This is a genomic window from Micromonospora sp. DT47 (assembly GCF_049844475.1).
Taxonomy (GTDB): Bacteria; Actinomycetota; Actinomycetes; order Mycobacteriales; family Micromonosporaceae; genus Micromonospora.
On the sequence record NZ_JBNCLC010000004.1, the window covers coordinates 251,731 to 273,880 of the forward strand.

Sequence of the window (22,150 nt, forward strand, 5' to 3'; positions counted from 1 at the left end):
GACACCGCGACGTCGCGCAACCGGGGTCTCCCGGGGGGCGGACGGTCACTCGAAGAGGCGGCGGATCACGGCGCGGGCCGCGGACTCCGGGTCGGTGTCCGCCCTGAGCGGCAGGGCCCCGGCCAGCCAGAGCGTGGCGAAGCCGTGCACGATCGACCAGGCGGCGAGCGTGTCCGGGTCGGCGTCCGGCCACTCAGGCCCGGCGCCCCCGGCCGGGATCGGCTGCGCCCCGACCTCCCGCCGTGGGCCGCCGGCCGACCGGCCGCGCAGTGCCGCCACGCCACCACGCAACGCCGCCCCGGCCCGCGCCCGGGCCGCCGTCACCCCGGCGTCGTCACCCCGGTAGAGGTCCGGCCGGAACATCACCTCGAAGTGGGCGCGGTGGTCGACCGCGAACCGGACGTACGCCACGCCGACCTCCAGCAGGTCGTCGCCGGCCCGGCCCAGCGCGGCGGCGAGGCGGTCGTACCCCTCGACGGCGAGCGCGGTGAGCAGGCCCGCCTTGTCGCCGAAGTGGTGCGCCGGGGCGGCGTGCGAGACGCCCGCGCGGCGGGCCAGCTCGCGCAGGCTCAGCGCGGCCGGACCGGACTCCCCGATCGCCTCGACCGCGACGTCGAGCAGGGCCCGTCGCAGATCCCCGTGGTGGTAGCCGCGCGTCGCCATGACGGAAGCCTAACTTGCCGCCGACAAGATGTCGCGTATCCACAATTCGTTTGGCCCCTTACGGTTGGGGGCCTAACATCATCGCCGTGCAGATGGAACCACCGGCCCGCTTCCCTGACATGCTGCGCAACGCGCCGCTCGGGCGGCTGGTCTCGGTCGCCGGTCACCTGGTCGAGCAGTACTGGGGCCGTTACCTGGCCGAACACCATGGCCTCACCTCGGCCGGGATGCGGGTGCTGTTCATCCTCAGCCGCACCGGCGACGCCACCCACCGCGAGGTCGCCGAGCACTGCTTCGTCCGGCCCGCCACCCTCACCGGCATCGTCGACACCCTCGAACGCGACGGCTTCGTCGAACGCCGCCGGGACACCGCCGACCGCCGCACGGTGCAGCTCGCGCTGACCGACAAGGGGCGCCGGCACGCGCAGGTCCTCACCGACCTGGTCCACGGCGATCCGCCGCTCACCTCCGTCGACGCCGACCCGGCGAAGCGGGCGGTGATCCGCGAGTTCCTCACCGAACTGATCCTGACCACGTCCGACGGGGAGGACGGCAGGTTGAACCCACAACAGGACTCCGACCTGACGACACCGGGGAGCGGTCCGTGCTGAACCGCCTGTTGCGCAGCTTCCTGCGCCCGTACCACCGGCCGCTCGTCACGGTGGTGCTGCTCCAGTTCGTCGGCACGATGGCCTCGCTCTACCTGCCGAGCCTGAACGCCGACATCATCGACCTGGGCGTGGCCCGGGGCGACACCGACTACATCATGCGCACCGGCGGCTGGATGCTGCTGGTCAGCCTGGTGCAGATCGCCTGCTCGGTGACGGCGGTCTACCTCGGCGCGCGGACCGCGATGGCCGTCGGCCGGGACGTCCGGACCGCCATCTTCGGGCAGGTCAACAGCTTCTCCGCCCGCGAGGTGGCCCGGTTCGGCGCGCCCTCGCTGATCACCCGTAACACCAACGACGTGCAGCAGGTGCAGATGCTCGTGCTGATGAGCTGCACCATGCTGGTCGCCGCACCGATCATGAGCGTCGGCGGGGTGGTGATGGCGCTGCGGGAGGACGTCGGGCTCTCCTGGCTGATGCTGGTCAGCGTGCCGGTGCTGGCGATCGCGCTGGGCCTGGTCATCCGGCGGATGGTGCCGGGATTCCGGGAGATGCAGACCCGGATCGATACGGTCAACCGGGTGCTGCGCGAGCAGATCACCGGCATCCGGGTGGTCCGGGCATTCGTCCGCGAGCCGTACGAGACGCACCGGTTCGGCGTCGCCAACGCCGACCTCACCGCGACCGCGCTGCGCGTCGGCCGGCTGATGGCCCTGATCTTCCCGGTGGTGATGCTGGTGCTCAACGTCTCCAGCGTCGCGGTGCTCTGGTTCGGCGCGCAGCGGGTCGACGCCGACCAGATCCAGATCGGCGCGCTGACCGCGTTCCTGCAGTACCTGATGCAGATCCTGATGGCCGTCATGATGGCCACCTTCATGCTGATGATGGTGCCGCGCGCGGCGGTCTGCGCCGAACGGATCGTCGAGGTGCTGGACACCGAATCGTCGGTGGTGCCGCCGGCCGAGCCGGTGATCGCGGTGACCAGGCACGCCGAGCTGGAGCTCCGCCGCGTCGCCTTCCAGTACCCGGGGGCGAGCGCACCGGTGCTGCACGACATCTCGTTCCGGGCCGGCCCCGGCCGGACCACGGCCATCATCGGCTCCACCGGCGCCGGCAAGACCACCCTGCTCACGCTGATCCCCCGGCTGGTCGACCCGACCGCCGGCACGGTGCTGGTCGACGGGGTGGACGTGCGGCTGCTGGAACCGGACGAGGTGTGGCGCCGGATCGGGCTGGTGCCGCAGCGGCCGTACCTGTTCAGCGGAACGGTCGCCAGCAACCTCCGGTACGGCAACCCGGACGCGACCGACGAGGAGCTGTGGCGGGCGCTGGAGATCGCCCAGGCTCGGGACTTCGTGGCCCAGATGCCCGGCGGGGTGGACGCCCAGATCGCGCAGGGTGGCACGAACATCTCCGGCGGCCAGCGGCAACGGCTGGCCATCGCCCGGGCGCTGGTCCGCCAGCCGGAGATCTACCTCTTCGACGACTCGTTCTCGGCGCTCGACCTCGGCACCGACGCCCGGCTGCGGGCGGCGCTGCGGCCGGTCACCGCGGACGCGGCGGTGGTGATCGTGGCCCAGCGGGTCTCCACGATCGCCGACGCCGACCAGATCATCGTGCTCGAGGACGGGGGCGTCGTCGGCATGGGGCGACACGAGGACCTGCTGGAGAACTGCCCGACGTACGCCGAGATCGTGGCGTCCCAGAAGACGGCGGAGGTGACCGCGTGAGCGCCGTACCCGAGCAGAAGCCGGCCGCCGGCCGGAAGGCCGCCGCCGACGCGCGGACGCCGACGCGGCTGCCCCAGGGCGGGCAGCGCGGCGGCCCGCCGTGGATGGGCGCCGCCATGCCGGCGGAGAAGTCGATGAACTTCGGGCCGTCCGCCCGGCGGCTGCTGGGCCGGCTGCGCCCGCACCGGCTGCAGCTGACCGCCATCATCACCCTGGCGGTGGCGAGCGTCGCGGCCAGCGTGGTCGGGCCGAAGATCCTGGGTCACGCCACCGACATCATCTTCGCCGGGGTGGTCGGCCGGCAGTTGCCTCCCGGCACCACGCTGGACCAGGCCGTCGCCGGGGCCCGAGCCTCGGGCAACGACAACCTCGCCGACATGCTGGCCCGGATGGACGTGGTGCCCGGGGTGGGGATCGACTTCGGCGCGCTGGGCCGTACGCTGCTGCTCGCGCTCGCGCTCTACCTGGGCGCCAGCCTGCTGATGTGGTGGCAGGGCTGGCTGCTCAACGGGGTGGTGCAGCGGACCGTGCTGCGGCTGCGCGCCGAGGTACAGGAGAAGCTCAACCGGCTGCCGCTGCCCTACTTCGACCGGCAGCCCCGGGGCGAACTGCTCAGCCGGGTCACCAACGACATCGACAACATCTCGCAGACCCTGTCGCAGACACTCAGCCAGCTGCTCACCGCGCTGCTGACCGTGGTCGGCGTGCTGACGATGATGTTCTGGATCTCGCCGCTGCTGGCGCTGATCGCCCTGGTCGCGGTGCCGCTGTCGGTGATCGTCACCCAGCAGATCGCCAAGCGGTCGCAGCGCAGGTTCATCGCCCAGTGGAGGCACACCGGTGAGCTGAACGGCCAGATCGAGGAGGCGTACACCGGCCACGAGCTGGTCAAGGTCTTCGGCCGGCAGCGCGAGGTGCAGGCCGCCTTCGCGGCCAAGAACGAGGAGCTGTTCCAGGCCAGCTTCGGGGCCCAGTTCATCTCCGGGCTCATCATGCCGGCGATGATGTTCGTCGGGAACCTCAGCTACGGCGCGATCGCCGTGATCGGCGGGCTGCGGGTGGCCTCCGGGTCGATGAGCCTCGGCGACGTGCAGGCGTTCATCCAGTACTCGCGGCAGTTCACCCAGCCGCTCACCCAGGTCGCCTCGATGGCGAACCTGCTCCAGTCCGGGGTGGCCTCCGCCGAGCGGGTCTTCGCGGTGCTCGACGCCGACGAGCAGACCACGTCCCGGGCCGCACCGACCCGGGCCACACCGGCCCGGGTCACCGGCAGGGTCGAGTTCGCACACGTCTCCTTCCGGTACGACCCGGACAAGCCGCTGATCGACGACCTGGCGCTGGTCGCCGAGCCGGGTCACACCGTGGCGATCGTCGGCCCGACCGGCGCCGGCAAGACCACCCTGGTCAACCTGATCATGCGGTTCTACGAGCTGGACGCGGGCCGGATCACCCTGGACGGGGTGGACATCACCACCATGCGCCGGGACGACCTGCGCGGCCGGATCGGCATGGTGCTCCAGGACACCTGGCTCTTCGGCGGCACCATCCGGGACAACATCGCCTACGGCCGGCCGGGTGCCACCGAGGAGGAGATCCTCGCCGCGGCCCGGGCGACCTTCGTGGACCGCTTCGTCCGCAGCCTCCCCGACGGCTACGACACCGTGATCGACGAGGAGGGCAGCAACGTCAGCGCCGGCGAGAAGCAGCTGATCACCATCGCCCGGGCGTTCCTGGCCGAGCCGTCGCTGCTGATCCTGGACGAGGCGACCAGCTCGGTGGACACCCGCACCGAGGTGCTGCTCCAGCGGGCCATGGCGGCGCTGCGCTCGGACCGGACCAGCTTCGTCATCGCGCACCGGCTCTCCACCATCCGGGACGCCGACCTGATCTTGATGATGGAGCACGGCCGGATCGTCGAGCAGGGCACCCACGAGCAACTCCTCGCCGCGCAGGGGGCGTACCACCGGCTGTACCGGTCCCAGTTCACCGGCGCAGTGGTCGACGGCGAGGCCGACGAGGCCCCCCGGACTCCGTCGGTCCAGGGGGCGCTGTCGTCGTGACGGGCTCAGGCTGCCAGAAGCAGGTCGGGCGCGCGGGCGGCGACCGCCCGGCCGATCAGGGCGAGCGCGTCGGCGGCGGGCATCAGCTCCAGCCCGCGACCGCCGCGCAGGCGCAGGGAGACCCGGTCGTCGGCCGCCTCGCGGGCACCCAGCACCCCGACGTACGGGATCTTCCGCCGGGCGGCGTCGCGGATCCTGGCGCCGAGCGAGCCGGCGGAGTCGACCTCGACCCGCAGCCCGGCGTCGAGCGCACGCCGGGCCAGCGCGGCCGCCACGCCGGCCTGCTCGGCGTCGACCGGGAGCACGACCAGCTGAACCGGGGCGTACCAGGGCGGGAAGGCGCCCTGGTGCACCTCGATCAGGTAGGCGAAGAGCCGCTCCATGCTGCCGACCAGGCTGCGGTGCACCATCACCGGCCGCCGCCGGGCGCCGTTGGCGTCGGTGTACGACAGGTCGAACCGCTCCGGCTTGTCGAAGTCGAGCTGGATGGTGGAGATGGTCGACTCCCGGCCGGCCGCGTCGACGATCTGGATGTCGATCTTCGGGCCGTAGAAGGCGGCCTCGCCGGGCGCCTCGGTGACGTCGACCCCGTCGAGCGCCGCGCGGAGCAGCTCCTCGGCCCGGGCCCACTGGGCGTCGTCCCCGACGTACTTCTCCCCCCGGCCCGCGCAGCGACAGCCGGAAACCGGCCGGTCGTACGCCGAGCGCGGCGTGCGCCTCGCGGATCAGCCGGAGGATCTCCCGGACCTCCCCGTCGACCTGGTCCAGGGCGCAGAAGTTGTGCGCGTCGTTGAGCGAGATGGCGCGGACCCGGGACAGCCCGCCGAGCACCCCGGAGCGTTCCGCCCGGTACATCCCGCCCAGCTCGGCGATCCGCAGCGGCAGCTCCCGGTAGGAGCGGCCGCGCGCCCGGTACACCAGCGCGTGGTGCGGGCAGAGCGCCGGGCGCAGCACGAATTCGTCGTCGGCGCTCAACCGCAGCGGCGGGAACATGTCGTCGGCGAAGTAGCCGAGGTGCCCGGAGAGCTCGAACAGCTCCCGTTTGCCCAGCGGCGGCGAGTAGACATGCCGGTAGCCGGCCCGGCGTTCCAGCTCCCGGACGTACTCCTCGACGGCGTGCCGGGCGGCGGCGCCGGCCGGCAGCCAGATCGGCAGGCCGGCGCCCGCGAGGGGGTCGGAGACGAACAGGTCCAGCTCCCGGCCGAGCCTGCGGTGGTCGATCATGTGGCGCTCCTTGATCGGGTACGACCCGGAGGCGACCTGGCCCGGAACGCCGCGAGGCCCCGGGGCGGATCGCCCGGGGCCTCGTCGACGTCAAGCGTCAGTGCGGCGCGCCGGGGTTTCCCGGCGTCGTGGTCAGTTCCGCGCTGCGCATGTCGAGACCGTACGGCCGGGGCGGCCCTCGGGGCGACCGGATTTACGGACGACGCGGCGCGGGGGAAGGGGGCGGGCCGCCGGCACGGGACCTGCCGGCGACCCGCGGCGGCCCGCTCGTCAGGAACGGGGGACCCGACGGGTGTGGGGCCGCGCGCCGACAACGGTACGCCGACGAGCGCGGATTCGCCGACCGCTCCCGGTCCGATTCCCGCGCCGGGGACCCGTCACCCCCGGCCGAGCTGCGTCGTTGCACTCCGGTGGATCTGTCGTGTCCGTGGTCACCAGTGGCCGGGGCTGTCCGCGGTGACGCCGGACACGCCGTCAGGCTCGATACACCCAATCGGCCCTGACCGGCGAGGTGGCAGGCGTGCCCGAACTACTCACTGACGTCGCGTCGCCGACGTGGGCGTACCTGGTGCTGCTGGCCCTGCTGATCGCGGACGCCTTCGTGCCGGTCGTCCCCACCCAGGTCGTCATGATCACCAGCGGTGCGCTGACCGTCTACGGCGGACTCAACCTGCCGCTCACCATCGGCGTCGGGGCGCTCGGCGTCTTCGCCGGCGACCTGGCCTGCTACCTGCTGGGGCGCAACGCTCCCGACCGCCGCCAGGGGCGACACGTCGAGCCGAGCCGGGCCCGACGGGTCGCCGGCCGGGTCACCCGCGGGCTGCGCCAACCGGGGCCGATGGTGATCCTGCTCTGCCGCTTCGTGCCCGGCGGTCGGATGGCGGCCTGCTTCTCGGCCGGCCGCAGCCGCTACCCGTACCGCCTGTTCCTGGTTTACGAGGCCGCGGCGGCACTGGGCTGGGCGAGCTACGGCGCGCTGGTCGGCCACCTGGGCGGCGCGGCGCTGACCGAGTCGGCCTGGCGGCTGGCGATCATCGCGGCCGCGGCGGCGGCCGGGTTCGCGGCGGCGGGCTGGGCGATGACGGTCATCGGCGCCCGCAACGCGCGCGCCGAGGTCCCGGTCGACTGACGGCGCAGCGCCGCCGGGGTGTTCGCCCCGCCACGACGTCGAGGTCGTCGGCGAAGCAGCAACCTGCGTGCGCGGCACCCCACGTGCCCCGCCCGGGACCTAGGGGTGGTCCCGGGGATCGGTGTCGGTGGGTGCGCCGGATCCGCTTCGGGTGGTTCCGGCGACAGGCTGGGGCATGCGTGAAACCCGGAACCACGGGCTGCTGGCCCTCGGCGGGATCGCCCTGGCGGCGCTGCTGGCCGTGATCGGACACCTCGAGGTGAACGACGACCTGAATCCCTGGTCGCTGACCGTCAGCGACTTCGCCGTCTCGGACCGGGGCGGCGTCATCGACGTCGCCATGGCGGTGCTCGCCGCGGCCACCGCCGTTACCCTCCTCGCCCTGCGCCGCACCGCCGCCCTGACGCCGGCCGGCCCGGGTGTCGGCGACCGGGCCGGCCGGCTCGGCGAACTCCTGCTGTGGGCCTGGGCGGGCGGGTTGGTCACGGCCGCGATCGTGCCGACCGACGAGCCCGGCCTGCCCATGACCACCGCCGGCTACCTGCACCGGTACGCGTCGGTGGTTGCCTTCCTGGCACTGCCGCTCGGCGGTTGGCTGCTCGCCCGTCGCCTCGCCATCGGCTCCGCCGACCGCTGGCTACGCGGCTTCGCGGTGGCCAGCCTGGCGCTCGCGGCGGCGATGGTCTGGTCGGCGTACCCGGGCCACCGGGTGCTGATCGGCCTCGCCGAGCGGCTGCTCATCCTCGCGGAGGTCGGCCTGCTCACCGTGGTCGCGACGACCCTGACCCGCCGGGCGCCCGCCGTCGGCCGCGACCCGGTGCCCACCCGCCGCTGACCGGCGGGCGGGTCACCCCCGGGGTCAGCCCTCGCGGGTGTCCGACACCCAGTTCGGGTCGCTGTGGTCGGAGCGCGGGCCGACCACCCCGGCGGCCAGGTCGTCGAGGAGCTTGCGCTGCCCGGCGTCGAGTTCCACGTCGAGGCTGCCCACGTTCTCGTCCACCCGGGCGGCCCGCCGGGTGCCCGGGATCGGCACCACGGGCAGACCGAGCTCCTCGCCCCGGATCCGCAGCCAGGCGAGCGCGACCTGCGCCGGGGTGGCGCCGACCTCGGCCGCGACGCCGCGGACCGCCTCGATGACCGCCTGGTTGCGGTCGAACGCCGCGCCCGAGAACCGCGACAGGTTGGCACGCCAGTCGCTGGCGACGGCGGACCGGTCGACGATGGTGCCGGTGAGGAAACCCCGCCCGAGCGGCGAGTACGGCACGAAGCCCATGCCCAGCTCCGCGGCGGTGGGGACCACGGCCCGTTCGACGTCCCGGCTCCACAGGGACCACTCGCTCTGCACCGCGGCGATCGGGTGGACCGCGTGGGCCCGGCGCAGCTCGTCGGCGGTCACCTCGGAGAGCCCCAGGTGCCGGACCTTGCCCCGGGACACCAACTCGGCCATCGCGCCGACGGTCTCCTCCACCGGCACCGTCAGGTCCCGACGGTGCATGTAGTAGAGGTCGATGACCTCGACGCCGAGGCGTTGCAGGCTCGCGTCACAGGCCTGGTGCACGTACGCGGCGTCACCGCGGGTCGACATGCTGCCCAGGTCGCCGTCCTCGGTGACGATGCCGAACTTGGTGGCGAGGGTGACCTCGTCGCGGCGGTCGGCGAGCAGCCGGGCGATCAACCGCTCGTTGGAACCGGCGCCGTACAGGTCGGCGGTGTCGATGAAGGTGACGCCGGCGTCGACGGCGTGGTTCAGGGTGGCGAGGGACTCGGCCTCGTCGGCCGGGCCGTACACGTCGGCGAGGCCCATCGCCCCGTAGCCGAGCAGGCTGACGGCAAGGTCGTCGCCGAGAGTGGTGGTGGGAACGTTCGTCATGATGTCGTCCCTTCTAGGAAAGCTGGCGCTGGGCCGCGACGGTGGCCTGGTCGACCGGCGCCCCGGCGCAGTCGAGGCCACGGTCGATCAGCTCGCGGTAGTGGGCGATCTTGCATTCGACCGTCGCGAGGTCCGCGGTGTGCTGGCCGATCTGCCGTTGGATGGCGGCACGCTGCTGCTCCAGCAGCGTCATCCGCCGCCCATGCGACGCGGCGCCCTCGTCGAGAAGCCGCACGAACGCCCGGACGTCGGCCACCGGCATGCCGGTGCGCCGCAGCGCCTGGATGAGTTCGAGGAAGCCGAGGGAGGCCGCCGAGTAGGCGCGACGGCCGTCCGGGCTGCGGTCGACCGGCGGCAGCAGGCCTTCCTTCTCGTACCAGCGCAGGGTGTCGAGGCTGAGGCCGGTCCGCTCCGAGACGGCGCGGATCCCGATCGTGGCCTCATCGGTTGCGATCGCCATGCGCACGACGCTAGCCGCTGGAGCGCACTCCAGCGCAAACGCCGACGTCCGCGTCCGCCGGGGTCCCGAGCCGCAGCTGATCCTCGTCGCGGGGTACGCCGCTCGGCATCATCGCGGTCACCTCGTCCGTCAGCGGATGCGGGATTGACCTCACCGCTGAGCCAGCGGAAACAGGTGCGCGCCATCGGCCGGGCGATCGGGCGTGACCTGCGATGGGCGGAGATGCCCGGTCTACTCCAGCTCGTGCAGCATCAGCTGGCGGGCGGCCTCGGTGATCGAACCGGAGAGCGACGGGTAGATCGTGATGGTGTGGGCCAGCTCGTTGACGGTGAGGTTGTTCTCCACCGCCATCGTGATCGGCAGGATCAGCTCGCTGGCCTTCGGCGCCACCACCACGCCGCCGATCACCTGGCCGCTGGCCGGCCGGCAGAAGAGCTTGACGAAGCCGTCGGCGAGGTCGTCCATCTTCGCCCGGGCGTTGCCCGACAGCGGCAGCATCACCTGGCGGGCGGGCACCTTGCCGGCGTCCACCTCGTCCTGGGAAACGCCGACGGTGGCCAGCTCCGGGTCGGTGAAGACGTTCGCCGCGACGGTACGCAGCCGCAGCGGCCGGACCGCCTCGCCGAGCGCGTGCCACATCGCGATCCGGCCCTGCATGGCGGCGACACTGGCCAGGGGCAGCACTCCGGTGCAGTCGCCGGCCGCGTAGATGCCGGGGACGTTGGTCCGGGACACCCGGTCGACCGTCACGTAACCGCCCCGGGCCAGCTCGACGCCGTACTCGGCCAGCCCCAGGTTGGCAGTGTTCGGGACCGAACCGACGGCGATCAGCGCGTGCGAGCCGTACACGATCCGGCCGTCGGAGAGCTGGACCTCGACGCCCTCGTCGGTACGGCGGACCGCGTCCGCCCGGGAGTTGTTGAGGATGCTCATGCCCCGGTTGCGGAACACCCGCTCGATGGCCATCGCCGCGTCGGCGTCCTCGTGCGGCATCACCCGGTCCCGGCTGGAGACCAGGGTGACCTCGACCCCCATCGCCAGGTACGCGCTGGCGAACTCGGCGCCGGTCACGCCGGAACCGACCACGATCAGGTGATCGGGCAGCTCGGGCAGGTCGTACACCTGGCGCCAGGTGAGGATCCGCTCGCCGTCCGGTACGGCGGTGGGCAGCTGGCGGGGGGTGGCGCCGGTGGCCACCAGGACGGTGGAGGCGGCGATCGAATACTCAACGCCACCGTCGGCGGGAGTGACGATCACCCGGTGGGTGTGACCGAGCGTGTCCTCGCCGAGCCGGGCGGCGCCCGCGACGAAGGTGACCCCGGCCTTGACCAGCTTGGCGTGGATGTCGGCGGACTGGGCCAGGGCCAGCCGCTTCACCCGCTCGTGGACCGTCTGGGCGTCGACCGTCACCGCCTCCAGGCCGTCGGAGTGCACCCCGAACTCCTCGGTGTCCCGGTAGCCGGTCACCACCTCCGAGCTGGCGATGAAGGTCTTCGACGGGACGCAGTCGGAGAGCACGCAGGCGCCGCCGGCCCCCTCGGCCTCCACCACGGTGACGTCGGCGTCCAGCTGGGCGGCCACCAGCGCCGCCTCGTAGCCGGCCGGCCCCCCGCCGATGATCACGATGTGGCTCACAGCCCCCGCCCTCCGTCAGTGCTCACAGTGACTTTCTTCTCCCGAACGCGTCCGACACGCACCGTCGTATTCTCCCCCACCCGTCCGCCGGGCTATCGTCATCGCCGTGCGTCACTACGCGGCCTACGGCTCAAACCTGGACCCCGCCCGGATGCGCGCCTACTGCCCGCATTCGCCGATGGTGGGCGTCGGCTGGCTGGAGGGTTGGCGGCTGACCTTCGCGGGCGAGGACGTGATCGGCTGGGAGGGCTCGGTCAGCACGGTCGTCGAGTCCCCCGGCGACCGGGTCTTCGTGGCGCTGTACGACATCCACCCGTACGACGCCGCGCAGCTCGACGAGATCGACGGCGTCACCGCCGGCACGTACCGCAAGCTGCACGTCCGGGTCTCGACTCTGGACGGCGACGTGACCGCGTGGATGTATGTCTTCGACGGGTACGAGGGCGGCCTGCCGACCTCCTGGTATCTGTCGGAGATCGCGAACGCGGCCGAGAAGGCGGGCGCGCCGGACGACTACGTCACCGAGCTGCGGTCCCGCCCCACCGGCACCGCGTCGGCGTAGCGCGTATCCCACGCCCCCAGTCTGCTCCCGGGGCCGCCGGCGCTCGCCGCCGACCCCGACGGGCGTCGTGCATCACACACCGGCGGCCGGGACGATCCGCTCGTACATGTCGGTCCAGCGACCCTCGTGCAGCCCCACCGAGCGGTACAGGGTGACCGGGACGGTCGGGTTGGTCAGGTCGACGCCGAGGCCGGCGGAGCCGCGCCCCTTGGCCGCGTAGACGGTGAAGGCCCGCCACAGCAGCGCCGCGCCCACCCCGCGCCGCCGGTACGCGGGCAGGACCGACAGAGTGCGCACCCAGCCCATGTCCTGATCGAGCGCCTGGTCGGAGGACTGGAGGGCACCGGCCGGCTCCCCGTCGACCTCGGCGACGAACCACTCGTCCCAGACCCTGCCGTACGTGGGGATCTGCTCCCGCCAGCGGTCGAAGTCGAGCGGCTCGTAGTCCGGGGTGTCCCGGAACGCGGTGTCGAAGATCCGGTGGAACAGGCGCAGGTCGGCCTCGTCGTCGACGCGCAGCGCCCGGATCGTCACCCCGGTCGGGGCGGCCGGCTCGGCGGGCAGGCCGGCCAGCGGGCGGGTCATCCGCACGTACCGCTTGACCCGGGTGAAGCCGACCTCGGCCAGCTCGGCGGCCCAGTGGGTCTCCGGCGCGGAGACGGCGGCGCGGACGGTGAGCGCGGGCAGGCCCCGCTCGGCGGCCCGCCCGGCGACCCGGTCCAGCTGCCGGGCGAGCAGCGGCGCGCGCAGCGACCCGCCGCGCTCCGGGTCGACGTGGACCTCGACGAACTCCCGGCCCACCCCGGTCGGGTTGTCCAGCGTCGCCCAGGCGACCACCGTCCCCTCCGGGTCGGCGACCAGCCAGGAGTCACGCTGCGGGTCGAAGAACGGCGCGGTCAGCGCGGCCTCGACGTCCTCGGCGTCGAAGTCCGGGTAGCCGACGGCGAAGGTGTCGGCGGCGTGCACCACGGCGAGGATCGCGGGGACGTCGTCCTTGGTGGGTCGGCGGGCGGTCCAGCCGGCGGGGAGGGTCACGGACCGGATTCTGGCAGCGGACCGGGCCGCCCGCCGCCGATTTATCGCGCCACCGGAGCGGCGAGCCGGGCCCGGGTGGCGGCGAGCAGCTCCACCAGCTCCGTACCCTCCCCCGGGCGCAGCGCCTGGAACGCCGCCGACGCCAGCCGGTCGGTGACCGCCTCCGCCCAGAGCCGCCGGCGGACCAGCGGGCCGACCGGCGGGTACGGCGGCGACCAGCCGCACGCCGTCGCCCCGGTCTCGCCCTCCGGGCCGGCCAGCACCGCCTCCAGCGGCGTCATCCCACCGGCCCGGACGGCCAGCAGGTACGCCCCGGTGAAGTGCTCGCGGAGCAGCAGCAGCCCGACCGCGGCCCGGGCGCCGGCGGCGTGGGCCGGCACCGGCATGGCCCGCCAGGCGGCGAAGAGCGGCATCCCGGTGGGATCGGCGGCGGCCACCACCCGTTCCAGCAGCGCGGCCAGCCGCGGCATCCCCGGCAGGTCGTCCAGGTGCTGGGCGCCCCAGCGGCAGCACTCGGCGAGGTTGGCCGCGGCCACGTCCAGCGGCCGGACCACCCGGGCGGCCGCGTCCCACCCGTCGGCGACCGCCTCCGGGGCGATGAAGCCGAGCGCGGCGGCGACCGTCTCGGCGCGGACATCGCCGAGCGCGCCGGCCCGGCCGGTGATGTAGAAGGCCCAGCCGGAGATGCCGAGCAGCCGGGCCCGGCGCAGCGTGCCCGGGCAGCGGCTGAACGCCTCCCCCAGCTCCAGCACGGCGGGCTTGCTGGCGGCCGCCACCTGCTCCGGCGTCACGCGGACCGCCCGTTAGCGGCATCCATCGGGCTCATTCTGTCCGGTCGTCGGCCGTGGCGGCATCCTCCTCTTCGGCATCCACCGCCTCGACCGCCGCCTCCACCTCGCCGGCGCGCCGGCGGGCGGCGGTCAGCGCCCGCTCGGCGGCGCGGCGGGCCAGTTTCGACCGGCTCAGCTCCTGCTCGGCGGCGGCCCGCCGACGCTCCAGTTCGGCCAGTTCGGCCTCGATGCGGTCCAGGGCGGCGGTGCCGTCCCGCTCGGCCTCCGTCGCGCCGTCCAGCTCGGACTCGGCCTGCTCCTGGTCGCTACGCGCCGCGGCCAGCTCCTTCTCCAGCGCCCGGCGACGCTTCGCGCGCTCGGCCCGGGCCGCCCGCGCCGCCGCTCGCTCGTCCCGGGCCCGGCGCGCCCCGGCCCGCTCCGCCGCCCGGTCGGGCGCCCGCTCCGGCTGCGGCTCCTCGGCGCCCCCGGTGACCAACCGCAGCTGCGGCCGGGGCACCTCGCCGAAGCCGGCATAGTGGGCCGCCCGCAGCAACTGTCCCGAGCGGACCTGCTCGGCCACCTCGGTGTCGGCCAGTGCGGCGTTGAGGGTGGCCTCCACCTCGGCCAGCGGCAGCTTCCCGGCCGACGGGGCGTCCGGCGTACCGGCGGCGATCCGGCGGACCTCGGCGACCAGGGCGGAGACCACGGCCCGTCGCTGGGCGGAGAGTTCCCGCAGCTTCGGGCCCTTGAGGTCGCGCTGGGCGGCGCGCAGCGCCTCGGCGAGCTGGGCCAGGTCGGCGACCAGCTCGGGGCGTTCCAGGGCGAGCAGGTTGACCAGCCAGGCCGCCACGGTGGGACGCTTCAGCCTGGCGATCTGGCGGGCGCCAGCGGCGTCACCGGCCCTGCGGGCCTCGGCGACGGCGGCGTCCCGGGCGGCGACGAACCGGTCCGGCGGCGTGCGGTAGAGCTGCCGGACCAGGTCGGACGGGACGGCGGGCACGGGTCAGGCGTCGATCCGGCTGCCCGGTTCGAGCCGCTGGTAGTCGGTGCGGGACAGCGCGGCGTACTGCCGGTCCAGCACGCCGTACCCGTTGTCGTTGAGCAGCGCGTCGTGCAGGGCGTACGCGCGGCGCGGCGCGACCGCCCGGATGAAGTCGACCACCTCGGAGAACTTCGACCAGGGCGCGTGGATCGGGGCGAAGAGCGTGTCCACCTGCACCTCGTCGGGGACGACCAGAGAGTCTCCGGGATGGTAGACCACGTCGTTGACCAGGTACCCCAGGTTGTCCACGACCGGGATGTCCGGGTGGATGACCGCGTGCCGCCCGCCGTAGGCGCGGACCGCGACGCCGGCCGCGGTGAACGACTGGCCGGGCTGCACCGGGGTCAGCGCCTCGGCCGCGTCCCCGAGGGTGGTCGCGAGCGAGGCGGGGCCGTGGATCGGGAACGGCCTCTTGTCGAGCTGCCGGACCACCGCCTCGACGTTCACGTGGTCCGGATGCTCGTGGGTGATGAGCACCGCGTCCACCCCGTCCAGCGCCTCCGGCTCGCTGAACACGCCCGGGTCGATGACCAGCACCGCCCCGTCGTGCTGGACCCGGAGGCAGGAGTGCGCGTACTTGGTGAGCTGCATCGTGACTCCTCGATTACCGAATCGTGACGTCCTCAGCGCAGTCTGCCGGAACCGGCGCGGTGTCGCGTCGCGTCCGAGCCATCGCCCCCGGGAACCGGGGCATTCAGAGGACGGAGCGGGGATGAGCAGACAGATGGGACGCCGCCGCGGATCGACGTGGGCGGCGCTGGGGCTGGCGGTGCTGCTGCTGGCCGGTTGCGGTGCGGGTGGTGACTCGGCCGACTCGAACGGCTCCCGGGCGGACGCGCCGGCCGGCGGGGCGCCGGCGGGTGGGGCGGCCGAGCCGGGCAAGGCCGGTGCGGGCGCCCCGGACCTGCGGGTGGACCAGCGGTCGATCATCTACACCGGAACGATGCGGGTGCAGGTGGACGACGTGGAGGGCGCGGCCCGCAAGGCGGTCGCCGCGGTGACCGCGGCCGGCGGGTTCGTCGGCGGTGACCAGCGGCGCAGCGTCGCCGCCGACGCGGAGGCCGAGCTGGAGCTGCGGGTGCCGGCGGCGAAGTTCACCGCGCTCATCGACGAGCTGGCCACGTACGGCCGGCAGCAGCGCCGCGAGGTGCGGACGCAGGACGTCACCGAGGAGACCGTCGACCTGGATGCCCGGATCACCACCCAGCGGGCCCGGGTGGAGAGCGCCCGCAAGCTGCTGGCCCGGGCCACCTCGATCTCCGAGCTGGTGTCGCTGGAGGAGGATGTGGCCAGGCGGGAGGCGGATCTCGCCTCACTGGAGGCGAAGAAGCGGCGGCTGGCGGACCTGACCGCGCTCTCCACGATCACCGTGACGTTCGTCGGCAAGGACGCCTCGACGGCCGAGGAGGAGACCGACACCGGCTTCCTGGTCGGGCTGCGCGGCGGCTGGCGGGTCTTCGTGGCCTCGATGAGCATCCTGCTCACCGTGCTCGGGGCGGTGCTGCCCTGGCTGCTGACCTTCGGCGTACCCCTGGTGGTGCTGATGGTGGTGCTGCGCCGGCGGCGTCGGCGACGGCCCGCTCCCCCGGCGCCGCCCACGACGCCGGTCGGCGGTCCGCCGGCTCCCGGCGGCCCGCGTCCGCCGGCTCCTACCGCGCCGCCGCCAGTGCCCGCAACGCGGTCTGCACCATGAGTCGCACCCCGGCGGGGATGGCCCGCTCGTCCACGTCGAACGAACCCCGGTGCAGGTCCACGTTGGGCCCGGACCGGCCGACGCCGAGGCGGGCCAGCGCGCCGGGGACGTACTCCAGGTACCAGGAGAAGTCCTCGCCGCCCATGCTCTGCGGGGTCTCGGCGATCCCCTCCGGGCCGAGCGCCGCGGCGGTGGCGGCGGTGAACACCTGGATCGCCCGGGAGTCGTTGCTCACCGGCGGCCGGCCGCGCAGGTACTCCAGGTCGACCGTGGCGCCGGTGGGCGCGATGACGTCCCGGACGACCTGAGCGACGATCTTGGGAGCCTGCTCCCAGGTGTCGCGGTCCATCACCCGCAGGGTGCCGGAAGCGCACGCCTCGGAGGGGATGACGTTGTAGCGGGTGCCGGCCGAAGCGTGGCCGAACACCAGCAGCAGTCCGCTGTTGGCCGGCACCCGGCGGCTGACCAGGGCCGGCACCTCGGTGACCAGCCGGCCCAGCGCGTCGACCAGGTCGACGGTCAGGTGCGGTCGGGCGGTGTGCCCGCCCGGGCCGGTGAGCCGGACGGTGACGTTGTCGGCGGCCGCGGTGATCGGCCCGACCCGCAGCCCCACCTTGCCGACCGGCAGCGTGGGGTCGCAGTGCACCGCGAAGATCTGGACCACGTCCTCCAGGCCGCCGGCCTCGATGACCTCCAGCGACCCGCAGGGCAGGATCTCCTCCGCCGGCTGGAAGATCAGCCGGATCCGGCCGTCGAGCTGGCCGGCGTCGGCGAGCTGTGCCAGCAGCATGCCGACGCCGAGCATCACCGTGGTGTGCACGTCGTGGCCGCAGGCGTGGCAGGCGCCCTCCACCGTGGACCGGTACGAGACGTCCTTCGGGTCGGTCAGCGGCAGCGCGTCGATGTCGGCGCGGAGCGCGATCACCGGGCCGTCGGGGCGCCCGTCGATGTCGCAGATGACACCGTTGCCCTTGGGCAGCAGCCGCGGGTGCAGGCCGGCCAGGGAGAGCTCGCGCGCGATCAGCGCCGCCGTCTCGAACTCCTCGCCGGAGAGTTCCGGGTGGGAGTGGATGTGGCGACGGGTGGCGATGAGGCCGGGTACCCGCAGGGCGAGCAGATGATCCAGTTCGAAGGGCAGGGGCTGGGACCCGGACGGTGCCTCCGGCCAGGACGACGCCAGCTGGCTGCCGTTCGGCAGCGTCAACGCACTCGTCACGTCGAATTCTCGATCACTAGGAATGGATGGATCATCGGGGAGGACAGCAGACAGCCTAGACCTCCGCCGGTGACGCTGCGCAACCTCGTTACGGTAGTGATCGGACCGCGCAGCGTCACGTAAGCCCTGGTGAGAGGGCTCGAAAATCTGCGGGACAGCAGGTAGATCGCGTTCGAACGCCGTCATCTGCCCCACACCTCCTACAACGCGTAACCGTTTCGGCGGTCACGAAATCGCCGTCGATCCGGGGCCGTCGTTCCGAATTGTCGCATTAGTCGCCGCGATTAACTGCCGCTCCGACAATTAACCGACGACCCTCGGCAGTCAGGCGACTCCCGACGGTGACACAGCGGTCCCGCGCGCGACCGGACACGCTGTCCGTCCGATTCACCCGCTCGGGTTACCCAGGAACCCCGGGGGGCACACACCCGCCCCGGCGGGCCACGCTGCCCGGGCGGCGCCGCGGATCGCGATGCGCCACCGGGGATCTGTGACCGACGGTAGCTCTCCGGCGGGCCGGCCGGCGACCCCCGGATCCACCACCACCCCTACCCGCACGGCGGCCCCCGGCCGCGCCGGAGCGCGAGCGGGGGCCGCCGTGGAAGCTCAGGTCAGAACCGGTCGCTCGGCCGGTACGTCCCCCACACCTGGCGCAGCGTCCCGCAGACCTCGCCGACGGTGGCCCGGGCCCGCAGCGCCTCCTTCATCGGGTAGAGCACGTTGTCGGAGCCCTCGGCCGCGGCGCGCAGCTCCGCGAGGGCCCGCTCGACCGCCGCGTTGTCCCGCTCCGCGCGCAACCGGGCCAGCCGCTCCGCCTGGGCCGCCTCGATCGCCGGGTCCACCCGCAGCGGCTCGTACGGCTCCTCCTCGTCGATGGTGAAGCGATTGAGGCCGACCACCACCCGCTCGCCCGAGTCGATCTCCTGGGCGATCCGGTACGCGGACTGCTCGATCTCCCGCTTCTGGAAACCGGCCTCGATGGCGTCCACCGCCGAACCGTGGTCGGCCACCCGCTCCATCAGCTCGGTCGCCGCCGCCTCGATCTCGGCGGTCATCGCCTCGACCACGTACGACCCGGCGAACGGATCGACGGTGCCGGTCAGGTCCGTCTCGTACGCCAGCACCTGCTGGGTCCGCAGCGCCAGCCGGGCGGCCTTCTCGGTGGGCAGCGCGATCGCCTCGTCGAAGCTGTTGGTGTGCAGCGACTGGGTGCCGCCGAGCACCGCGCCCAGCCCCTGCACCGCGACCCGGACCAGGTTGATCTCGGGCTGCTGGGCGGTGAGCTGCACGCCCGCGGTCTGGGTGTGGAAGCGCAGCATCATCGACTTCGGGTCCTTGGCGCCGAAGTCGTCGCGCATCAGCCGGGCCCAGATCCGCCGGGCGGCGCGGAACTTCGCGACCTCCTCCAGCAGGGTGGTTCGGGCGACGAAGAAGAACGACAGTCGGGGCCCGAAGTCGTCCACGGCCAGCCCGGCCTCCAGCGCGGCCCGGACGTACTCCACGCCGTTGGCCAGGGTGAACGCGATCTCCTGCGCAGGCGTCGCGCCGGCCTCCGCCATGTGGTAGCCGGAGATCGAGATGGTGTTCCACTTCGGCACCTCCTTGCGGCAGTACGCGAAGGTGTCGGCGACCAGCCGCAGCGAGGGCTTCGGAGGGAAGATGTACGTCCCCCGGGCGATGTACTCCTTGAGAATGTCGTTCTGGATGGTGCCGTTGAGGGCGCCGCTGGCGACGCCGTTCTCCTCGGCGACGAGCTGGTAGAGCAGGAGCAGCACCGAGCCAGGCGCGTTGATGGTCATCGAGGTGGAGACCTTGTCCAGCGGGATGCGGTCGAAGAGCAGCCGCATGTCCTCGATGGAGTCGATGGCCACCCCGACCTTGCCCACCTCGCCGTGCGCGATCGGGTCGTCGGAGTCGTAGCCCATCTGGGTGGGCAGGTCGAAGGCGACGGAGAGACCCATCGTGCCGGCCCGCAACAACTGGTGGTAGCGCGCGTTGGACTCGGTGGCGGTGCCGAAGCCGGCGTACTGCCGCATGGTCCACGGGCGGGAGGTGTACATGGTGGGGTAGACCCCACGGGTGTACGGGAACTCGCCCGGCCCGCCGAGTCGGGTCTCCAGCTCACCGGGGAGGTCGGCCGCCGTGTAGACGCCCTTGATGGGGAAACCGGACTCGCTGGACCGCCGTTCGCTCATCACCGGATGGTAGGACGCCGGGCGGCATCTATGGGTGAGGGATACCGCACACCCAGGCACGACGGAGATCGCCCAGAGGTGAACACCTGCGCACGTAGCGTCGAGTAGAGCAAAGGTCCGCCGCGTCGGGTTTCGCATCGGGCGTCGGAACCAGCAAGATAGGGGAGTTGTGTCCCAGCCCCCTCGATATCCCCCGGTGGCTTTTCTGTGACTCAGATCCCGACGTGGAGCGGCGGACCAGTCAGTCCTCCGAACGGACGCGCGGCACCCGGCACCACCATCGGTGGTCGCTACTCGCTGCGCTCCTCGGTGGGCAACGGCGGCATGGGCACGGTCTGGCGTGCCACAGACACCCTGTTGCGGCGTGACGTGGCGGTCAAGGAGGTCGTCCTGCCCCCGGGGCTGGCCCCCAGCGACCGGGACGCCATGTACGAGCGCACCCTGCGCGAGGCCCGCGCCGCCGCGGCCATCCAGCACCCCGCCGTGGTCCAGGTGTACGACGTGGTCACCGAGCGTGGCCGCCCCTGGATCGTGATGGAACTGCTGGACGCGCGCAGCCTGGCCGACATGGTGATCGAGGACGGGCCGATCGCGCCCCGCGCGGTCGCCAAGATCGGCATCGCGCTGCTCGGCGCCCTCGAGGTGGCGCACGCCAACGGCGTGCTGCACCGCGACGTCAAGCCGGCCAACGTGCTGATCTGCACCGACGGTCGCTGCGTGCTGACCGACTTCGGCGTTGCCCGGATGCCCACCGACGTCCAGCTCACCACCCCCGGCATGGTGCTCGGCTCGCCGCACTTCATCTCCCCCGAGCGGGCCATGGGCCAGGAGTTCGGCCCGCCTAGCGACCTCTTCTCGCTCGGCGTGACGCTCTACACCGCGGTGGAGGGGCGGCCCCCGTTCGACCGGGGCGACCCGATCGAGACCATGCACGCCGTGGTCGAGGACCCGCCGGCCACGCCGCAGCGCAGCGGCCCGCTGACCCGGGTGCTGATGGGCCTGCTGGAGAAGGACCCGGGCCGCCGGCTCGACGTGCACACCGCGCGGGCGATGCTCCGCGAACTGCTCGCCGGGCCGCTGACCAGCACCGCGACCGCGGTCAACTCGGTCACCGACCCGTACGCGGTGGTGCCGGTGCAGCGCCCCCCGGCGCCGCCCGCCCTGCCCGCGCAGCCCGAGCCGAAGCCGAGCGGGCAGATCGGCGGCCGGGCCATGCTCGACCCGAGGGAGTCGCTGACCGACCGGCTGGCCGCGCTGCGCCGCGGCGAGCGGCCGACGCCGGCCGTGGCCGCCGCCGGGCTCGACGACACCAGCGCCGACGCGCTGGCCGGCCCGCTGCACACCCCCACCGGGGCGATGCCCCCACCCGGTCGGCCGGTGGCCGGGACGTACGGCGGCGCGCCGGAGGCCACCCAGCGGATCAGCACCGGCCATCCGGACGCCACCCAGCGGGTCTACGGCGGCCACCCGGACGCCACCCAGCCGGTCTACGGCGGCGGCCAGTGGTCGGTGCCCGGCACCGGCCAGCCGTGGACCTCGCCGGCCACCGCGCCGGGCGGGGCCGACGGCGGCCCGCTCGGCAAGGCCAAGGGTGCCGGCGGTCAGCTGGTCACCACGGTCAAGGGCTGGCCCCGCAAGGTCCAGCTCGCAGCGGCCGGCGGCCTGGCGGTGGTCCTGCTGATCGGCATGGTGGCGATGTTCAGCGGCGGCGACCCGAAGCCCACCGCCCCGCTCCAGACCCAGCCGACCGCGACCGCCCCGGCCAACCCCGGCGTCGAGTTGCAGGAGCACTCGGCGAAGGGCGTGCGGGTGATGGTGCCGAAGGGCTGGAAGAAGGCGACCGGCGGCGTCTTCGTCGACTACGTCGACCCGGAGGACAGCGGCCGCAAGGTCCGCATCCTCACCGAGGACTTCCGCGGCGACAGCTCGATGCGGTGGGCCGAGATCGCGGCGAAGGGCCTGAAGGAGCGCAGCAAGTCCTGCGTCAAGCCGTACCACCAGCTCTCGATGACCGAGCAGGAGCTGGCCGGTGAGGCCGCAGCCGAGTTCGAGTACACCTGCGGTGAGGGCGACAACATGCGGCACGGGGTGTGGCGCGGCGTGGTGCACGATGGCAAGGTCTACTCGTTCTACCTCACCTCGACCGACGCCAAGTTTGCCGGGAGCAAGCCCATCTTCGACGCGATGGTGGGGTCGTTCAAGCTCGCCGCCGCCAGCTGAGCTGAGGGCAACGCAGAGTGGTGGTCCGCCGCCGTGCT

Annotated in this window: 18 protein-coding genes and 1 pseudogene; 8 read left to right on the forward strand and 11 right to left on the reverse strand. The window is 73.2% G+C overall.

Annotated elements, in window-relative coordinates; all coding sequences use genetic code 11:
• Positions 1–45: 45 nt before the first annotated feature.
• Positions 46–663 (reverse strand): TetR/AcrR family transcriptional regulator, encoded by a 618-nt coding sequence (locus ACLQ2U_RS08320; protein WP_425749968.1) that lies wholly within the window; start codon positions 661–663, stop codon positions 46–48.
• Between the two features lie 92 nt (positions 664–755).
• On the opposite strand from ACLQ2U_RS08320, the gene ACLQ2U_RS08325 reads away from it, so the two are divergent.
• From ACLQ2U_RS08325 to ACLQ2U_RS08335, 3 genes are all read left to right on the forward strand, one after another.
• On the forward strand, positions 756–1,274 hold the full coding sequence (locus ACLQ2U_RS08325; RefSeq protein WP_425750136.1) for a MarR family winged helix-turn-helix transcriptional regulator: 519 nt from the start codon (positions 756–758) through the stop codon (positions 1,272–1,274).
• Positions 1,268–3,001 (forward strand): ABC transporter ATP-binding protein, encoded by a 1,734-nt coding sequence (locus ACLQ2U_RS08330; RefSeq protein ID WP_425749969.1) that lies wholly within the window; start codon positions 1,268–1,270, stop codon positions 2,999–3,001. Before ACLQ2U_RS08325 ends, ACLQ2U_RS08330 begins: the two co-directional genes overlap by 7 nt.
• Before the next feature lie 116 nt (positions 3,002–3,117).
• Positions 3,118–5,061 carry an ABC transporter ATP-binding protein gene (locus ACLQ2U_RS08335; RefSeq protein WP_425750137.1) on the forward strand — a complete coding sequence of 648 codons (1,944 nt, stop codon included), beginning with the start codon at positions 3,118–3,120 and terminating at the stop codon, positions 5,059–5,061.
• A 5-nt stretch (positions 5,062–5,066) separates the two neighbouring features.
• On the opposite strand, the pseudogene thrS reads toward ACLQ2U_RS08335, so the two are convergent.
• Positions 5,067–6,285: pseudogene (thrS, locus tag ACLQ2U_RS08340) on the reverse strand (threonine--tRNA ligase).
• 520 nt (positions 6,286–6,805) lie between these two features.
• Between thrS and ACLQ2U_RS08345 the strand changes: the two are divergent.
• Together ACLQ2U_RS08345 and ACLQ2U_RS08350 are read left to right on the forward strand one after the other, a co-directional pair.
• Positions 6,806–7,414, forward strand: a complete 609-nt coding sequence (locus tag ACLQ2U_RS08345; RefSeq protein WP_425749970.1) for a DedA family protein — start codon at positions 6,806–6,808, stop codon at positions 7,412–7,414.
• A 175-nt stretch (positions 7,415–7,589) separates the two neighbouring features.
• The gene (locus ACLQ2U_RS08350) at positions 7,590–8,249 is read left to right on the forward strand and encodes a DUF998 domain-containing protein (RefSeq protein WP_425749971.1); all 660 of its coding nucleotides are present in this window, start codon (positions 7,590–7,592) and stop codon (positions 8,247–8,249) included.
• A gap of 24 nt (positions 8,250–8,273) precedes the next feature.
• Here the strand turns inward: ACLQ2U_RS08350 and ACLQ2U_RS08355 are convergent, their stop codons facing one another.
• From ACLQ2U_RS08355 to ACLQ2U_RS08365, 3 genes are all read right to left on the reverse strand, one after another.
• The gene (locus ACLQ2U_RS08355) at positions 8,274–9,284 is read right to left on the reverse strand and encodes an aldo/keto reductase (RefSeq protein ID WP_425749972.1); all 1,011 of its coding nucleotides are present in this window, start codon (positions 9,282–9,284) and stop codon (positions 8,274–8,276) included.
• A 13-nt stretch (positions 9,285–9,297) separates the two neighbouring features.
• The gene (locus ACLQ2U_RS08360) at positions 9,298–9,744 is read right to left on the reverse strand and encodes a MerR family transcriptional regulator (RefSeq protein WP_425749973.1); all 447 of its coding nucleotides are present in this window, start codon (positions 9,742–9,744) and stop codon (positions 9,298–9,300) included.
• A gap of 231 nt (positions 9,745–9,975) precedes the next feature.
• Positions 9,976–11,379, reverse strand: a complete 1,404-nt coding sequence (locus tag ACLQ2U_RS08365) for an NAD(P)H-quinone dehydrogenase (RefSeq protein WP_425749974.1) — start codon at positions 11,377–11,379, stop codon at positions 9,976–9,978.
• Between the two features lie 106 nt (positions 11,380–11,485).
• Here ACLQ2U_RS08365 and ACLQ2U_RS08370 point away from each other — a divergent pair, with 106 nt between their 5' ends.
• Entirely contained in the window at positions 11,486–11,941 is a 456-nt protein-coding gene (locus ACLQ2U_RS08370) for a gamma-glutamylcyclotransferase (protein ID WP_425749975.1), read from the forward strand.
• 72 nt (positions 11,942–12,013) lie between these two features.
• Here the strand turns inward: ACLQ2U_RS08370 and ACLQ2U_RS08375 are convergent, their stop codons facing one another.
• Genes ACLQ2U_RS08375 through ACLQ2U_RS08390 form a run of 4 tightly spaced genes read right to left on the reverse strand, consistent with a single transcriptional unit; the run spans position 12,014 to position 15,379 of the window.
• Complete coding sequence (locus tag ACLQ2U_RS08375) at positions 12,014–12,976, reverse strand: GNAT family N-acetyltransferase (protein ID WP_425749976.1); 963 nt, start codon at positions 12,974–12,976, stop codon at positions 12,014–12,016.
• A 41-nt stretch (positions 12,977–13,017) separates the two neighbouring features.
• Positions 13,018–13,767, reverse strand: a complete 750-nt coding sequence (locus tag ACLQ2U_RS08380) for an SCO6745 family protein (protein WP_425749977.1) — start codon at positions 13,765–13,767, stop codon at positions 13,018–13,020.
• 31 nt (positions 13,768–13,798) lie between these two features.
• Complete coding sequence (locus ACLQ2U_RS08385) at positions 13,799–14,746, reverse strand: hypothetical protein (protein WP_425749978.1); 948 nt, start codon at positions 14,744–14,746, stop codon at positions 13,799–13,801.
• 3 nt (positions 14,747–14,749) lie between these two features.
• Entirely contained in the window at positions 14,750–15,379 is a 630-nt protein-coding gene (locus tag ACLQ2U_RS08390) for an MBL fold metallo-hydrolase (protein WP_425749979.1), read from the reverse strand.
• A gap of 121 nt (positions 15,380–15,500) precedes the next feature.
• On the opposite strand from ACLQ2U_RS08390, the gene ACLQ2U_RS08395 reads away from it, so the two are divergent.
• Complete coding sequence (locus ACLQ2U_RS08395) at positions 15,501–16,481, forward strand: DUF4349 domain-containing protein (RefSeq protein ID WP_425749980.1); 981 nt, start codon at positions 15,501–15,503, stop codon at positions 16,479–16,481.
• Here the strand turns inward: ACLQ2U_RS08395 and ACLQ2U_RS08400 are convergent.
• Together ACLQ2U_RS08400 and ACLQ2U_RS08405 are read right to left on the reverse strand one after the other, a co-directional pair.
• Complete coding sequence (locus ACLQ2U_RS08400; RefSeq protein WP_425749981.1) at positions 16,438–17,697, reverse strand: amidohydrolase; 1,260 nt, start codon at positions 17,695–17,697, stop codon at positions 16,438–16,440. The two genes, ACLQ2U_RS08395 and ACLQ2U_RS08400, sit on opposite strands and share 44 nt — an antisense overlap.
• A 611-nt stretch (positions 17,698–18,308) precedes the next feature.
• On the reverse strand, positions 18,309–19,892 hold the full coding sequence (locus ACLQ2U_RS08405) for an acyl-CoA mutase large subunit family protein (RefSeq protein WP_425749982.1): 1,584 nt from the start codon (positions 19,890–19,892) through the stop codon (positions 18,309–18,311).
• A gap of 207 nt (positions 19,893–20,099) precedes the next feature.
• On the opposite strand from ACLQ2U_RS08405, the gene ACLQ2U_RS08410 reads away from it, so the two are divergent.
• Positions 20,100–22,112: a serine/threonine-protein kinase gene (locus tag ACLQ2U_RS08410; protein WP_425749983.1), complete on the forward strand. Its 2,013-nt coding sequence runs from the start codon at positions 20,100–20,102 to the stop codon at positions 22,110–22,112.
• Positions 22,113–22,150 lie beyond the last annotated feature (38 nt).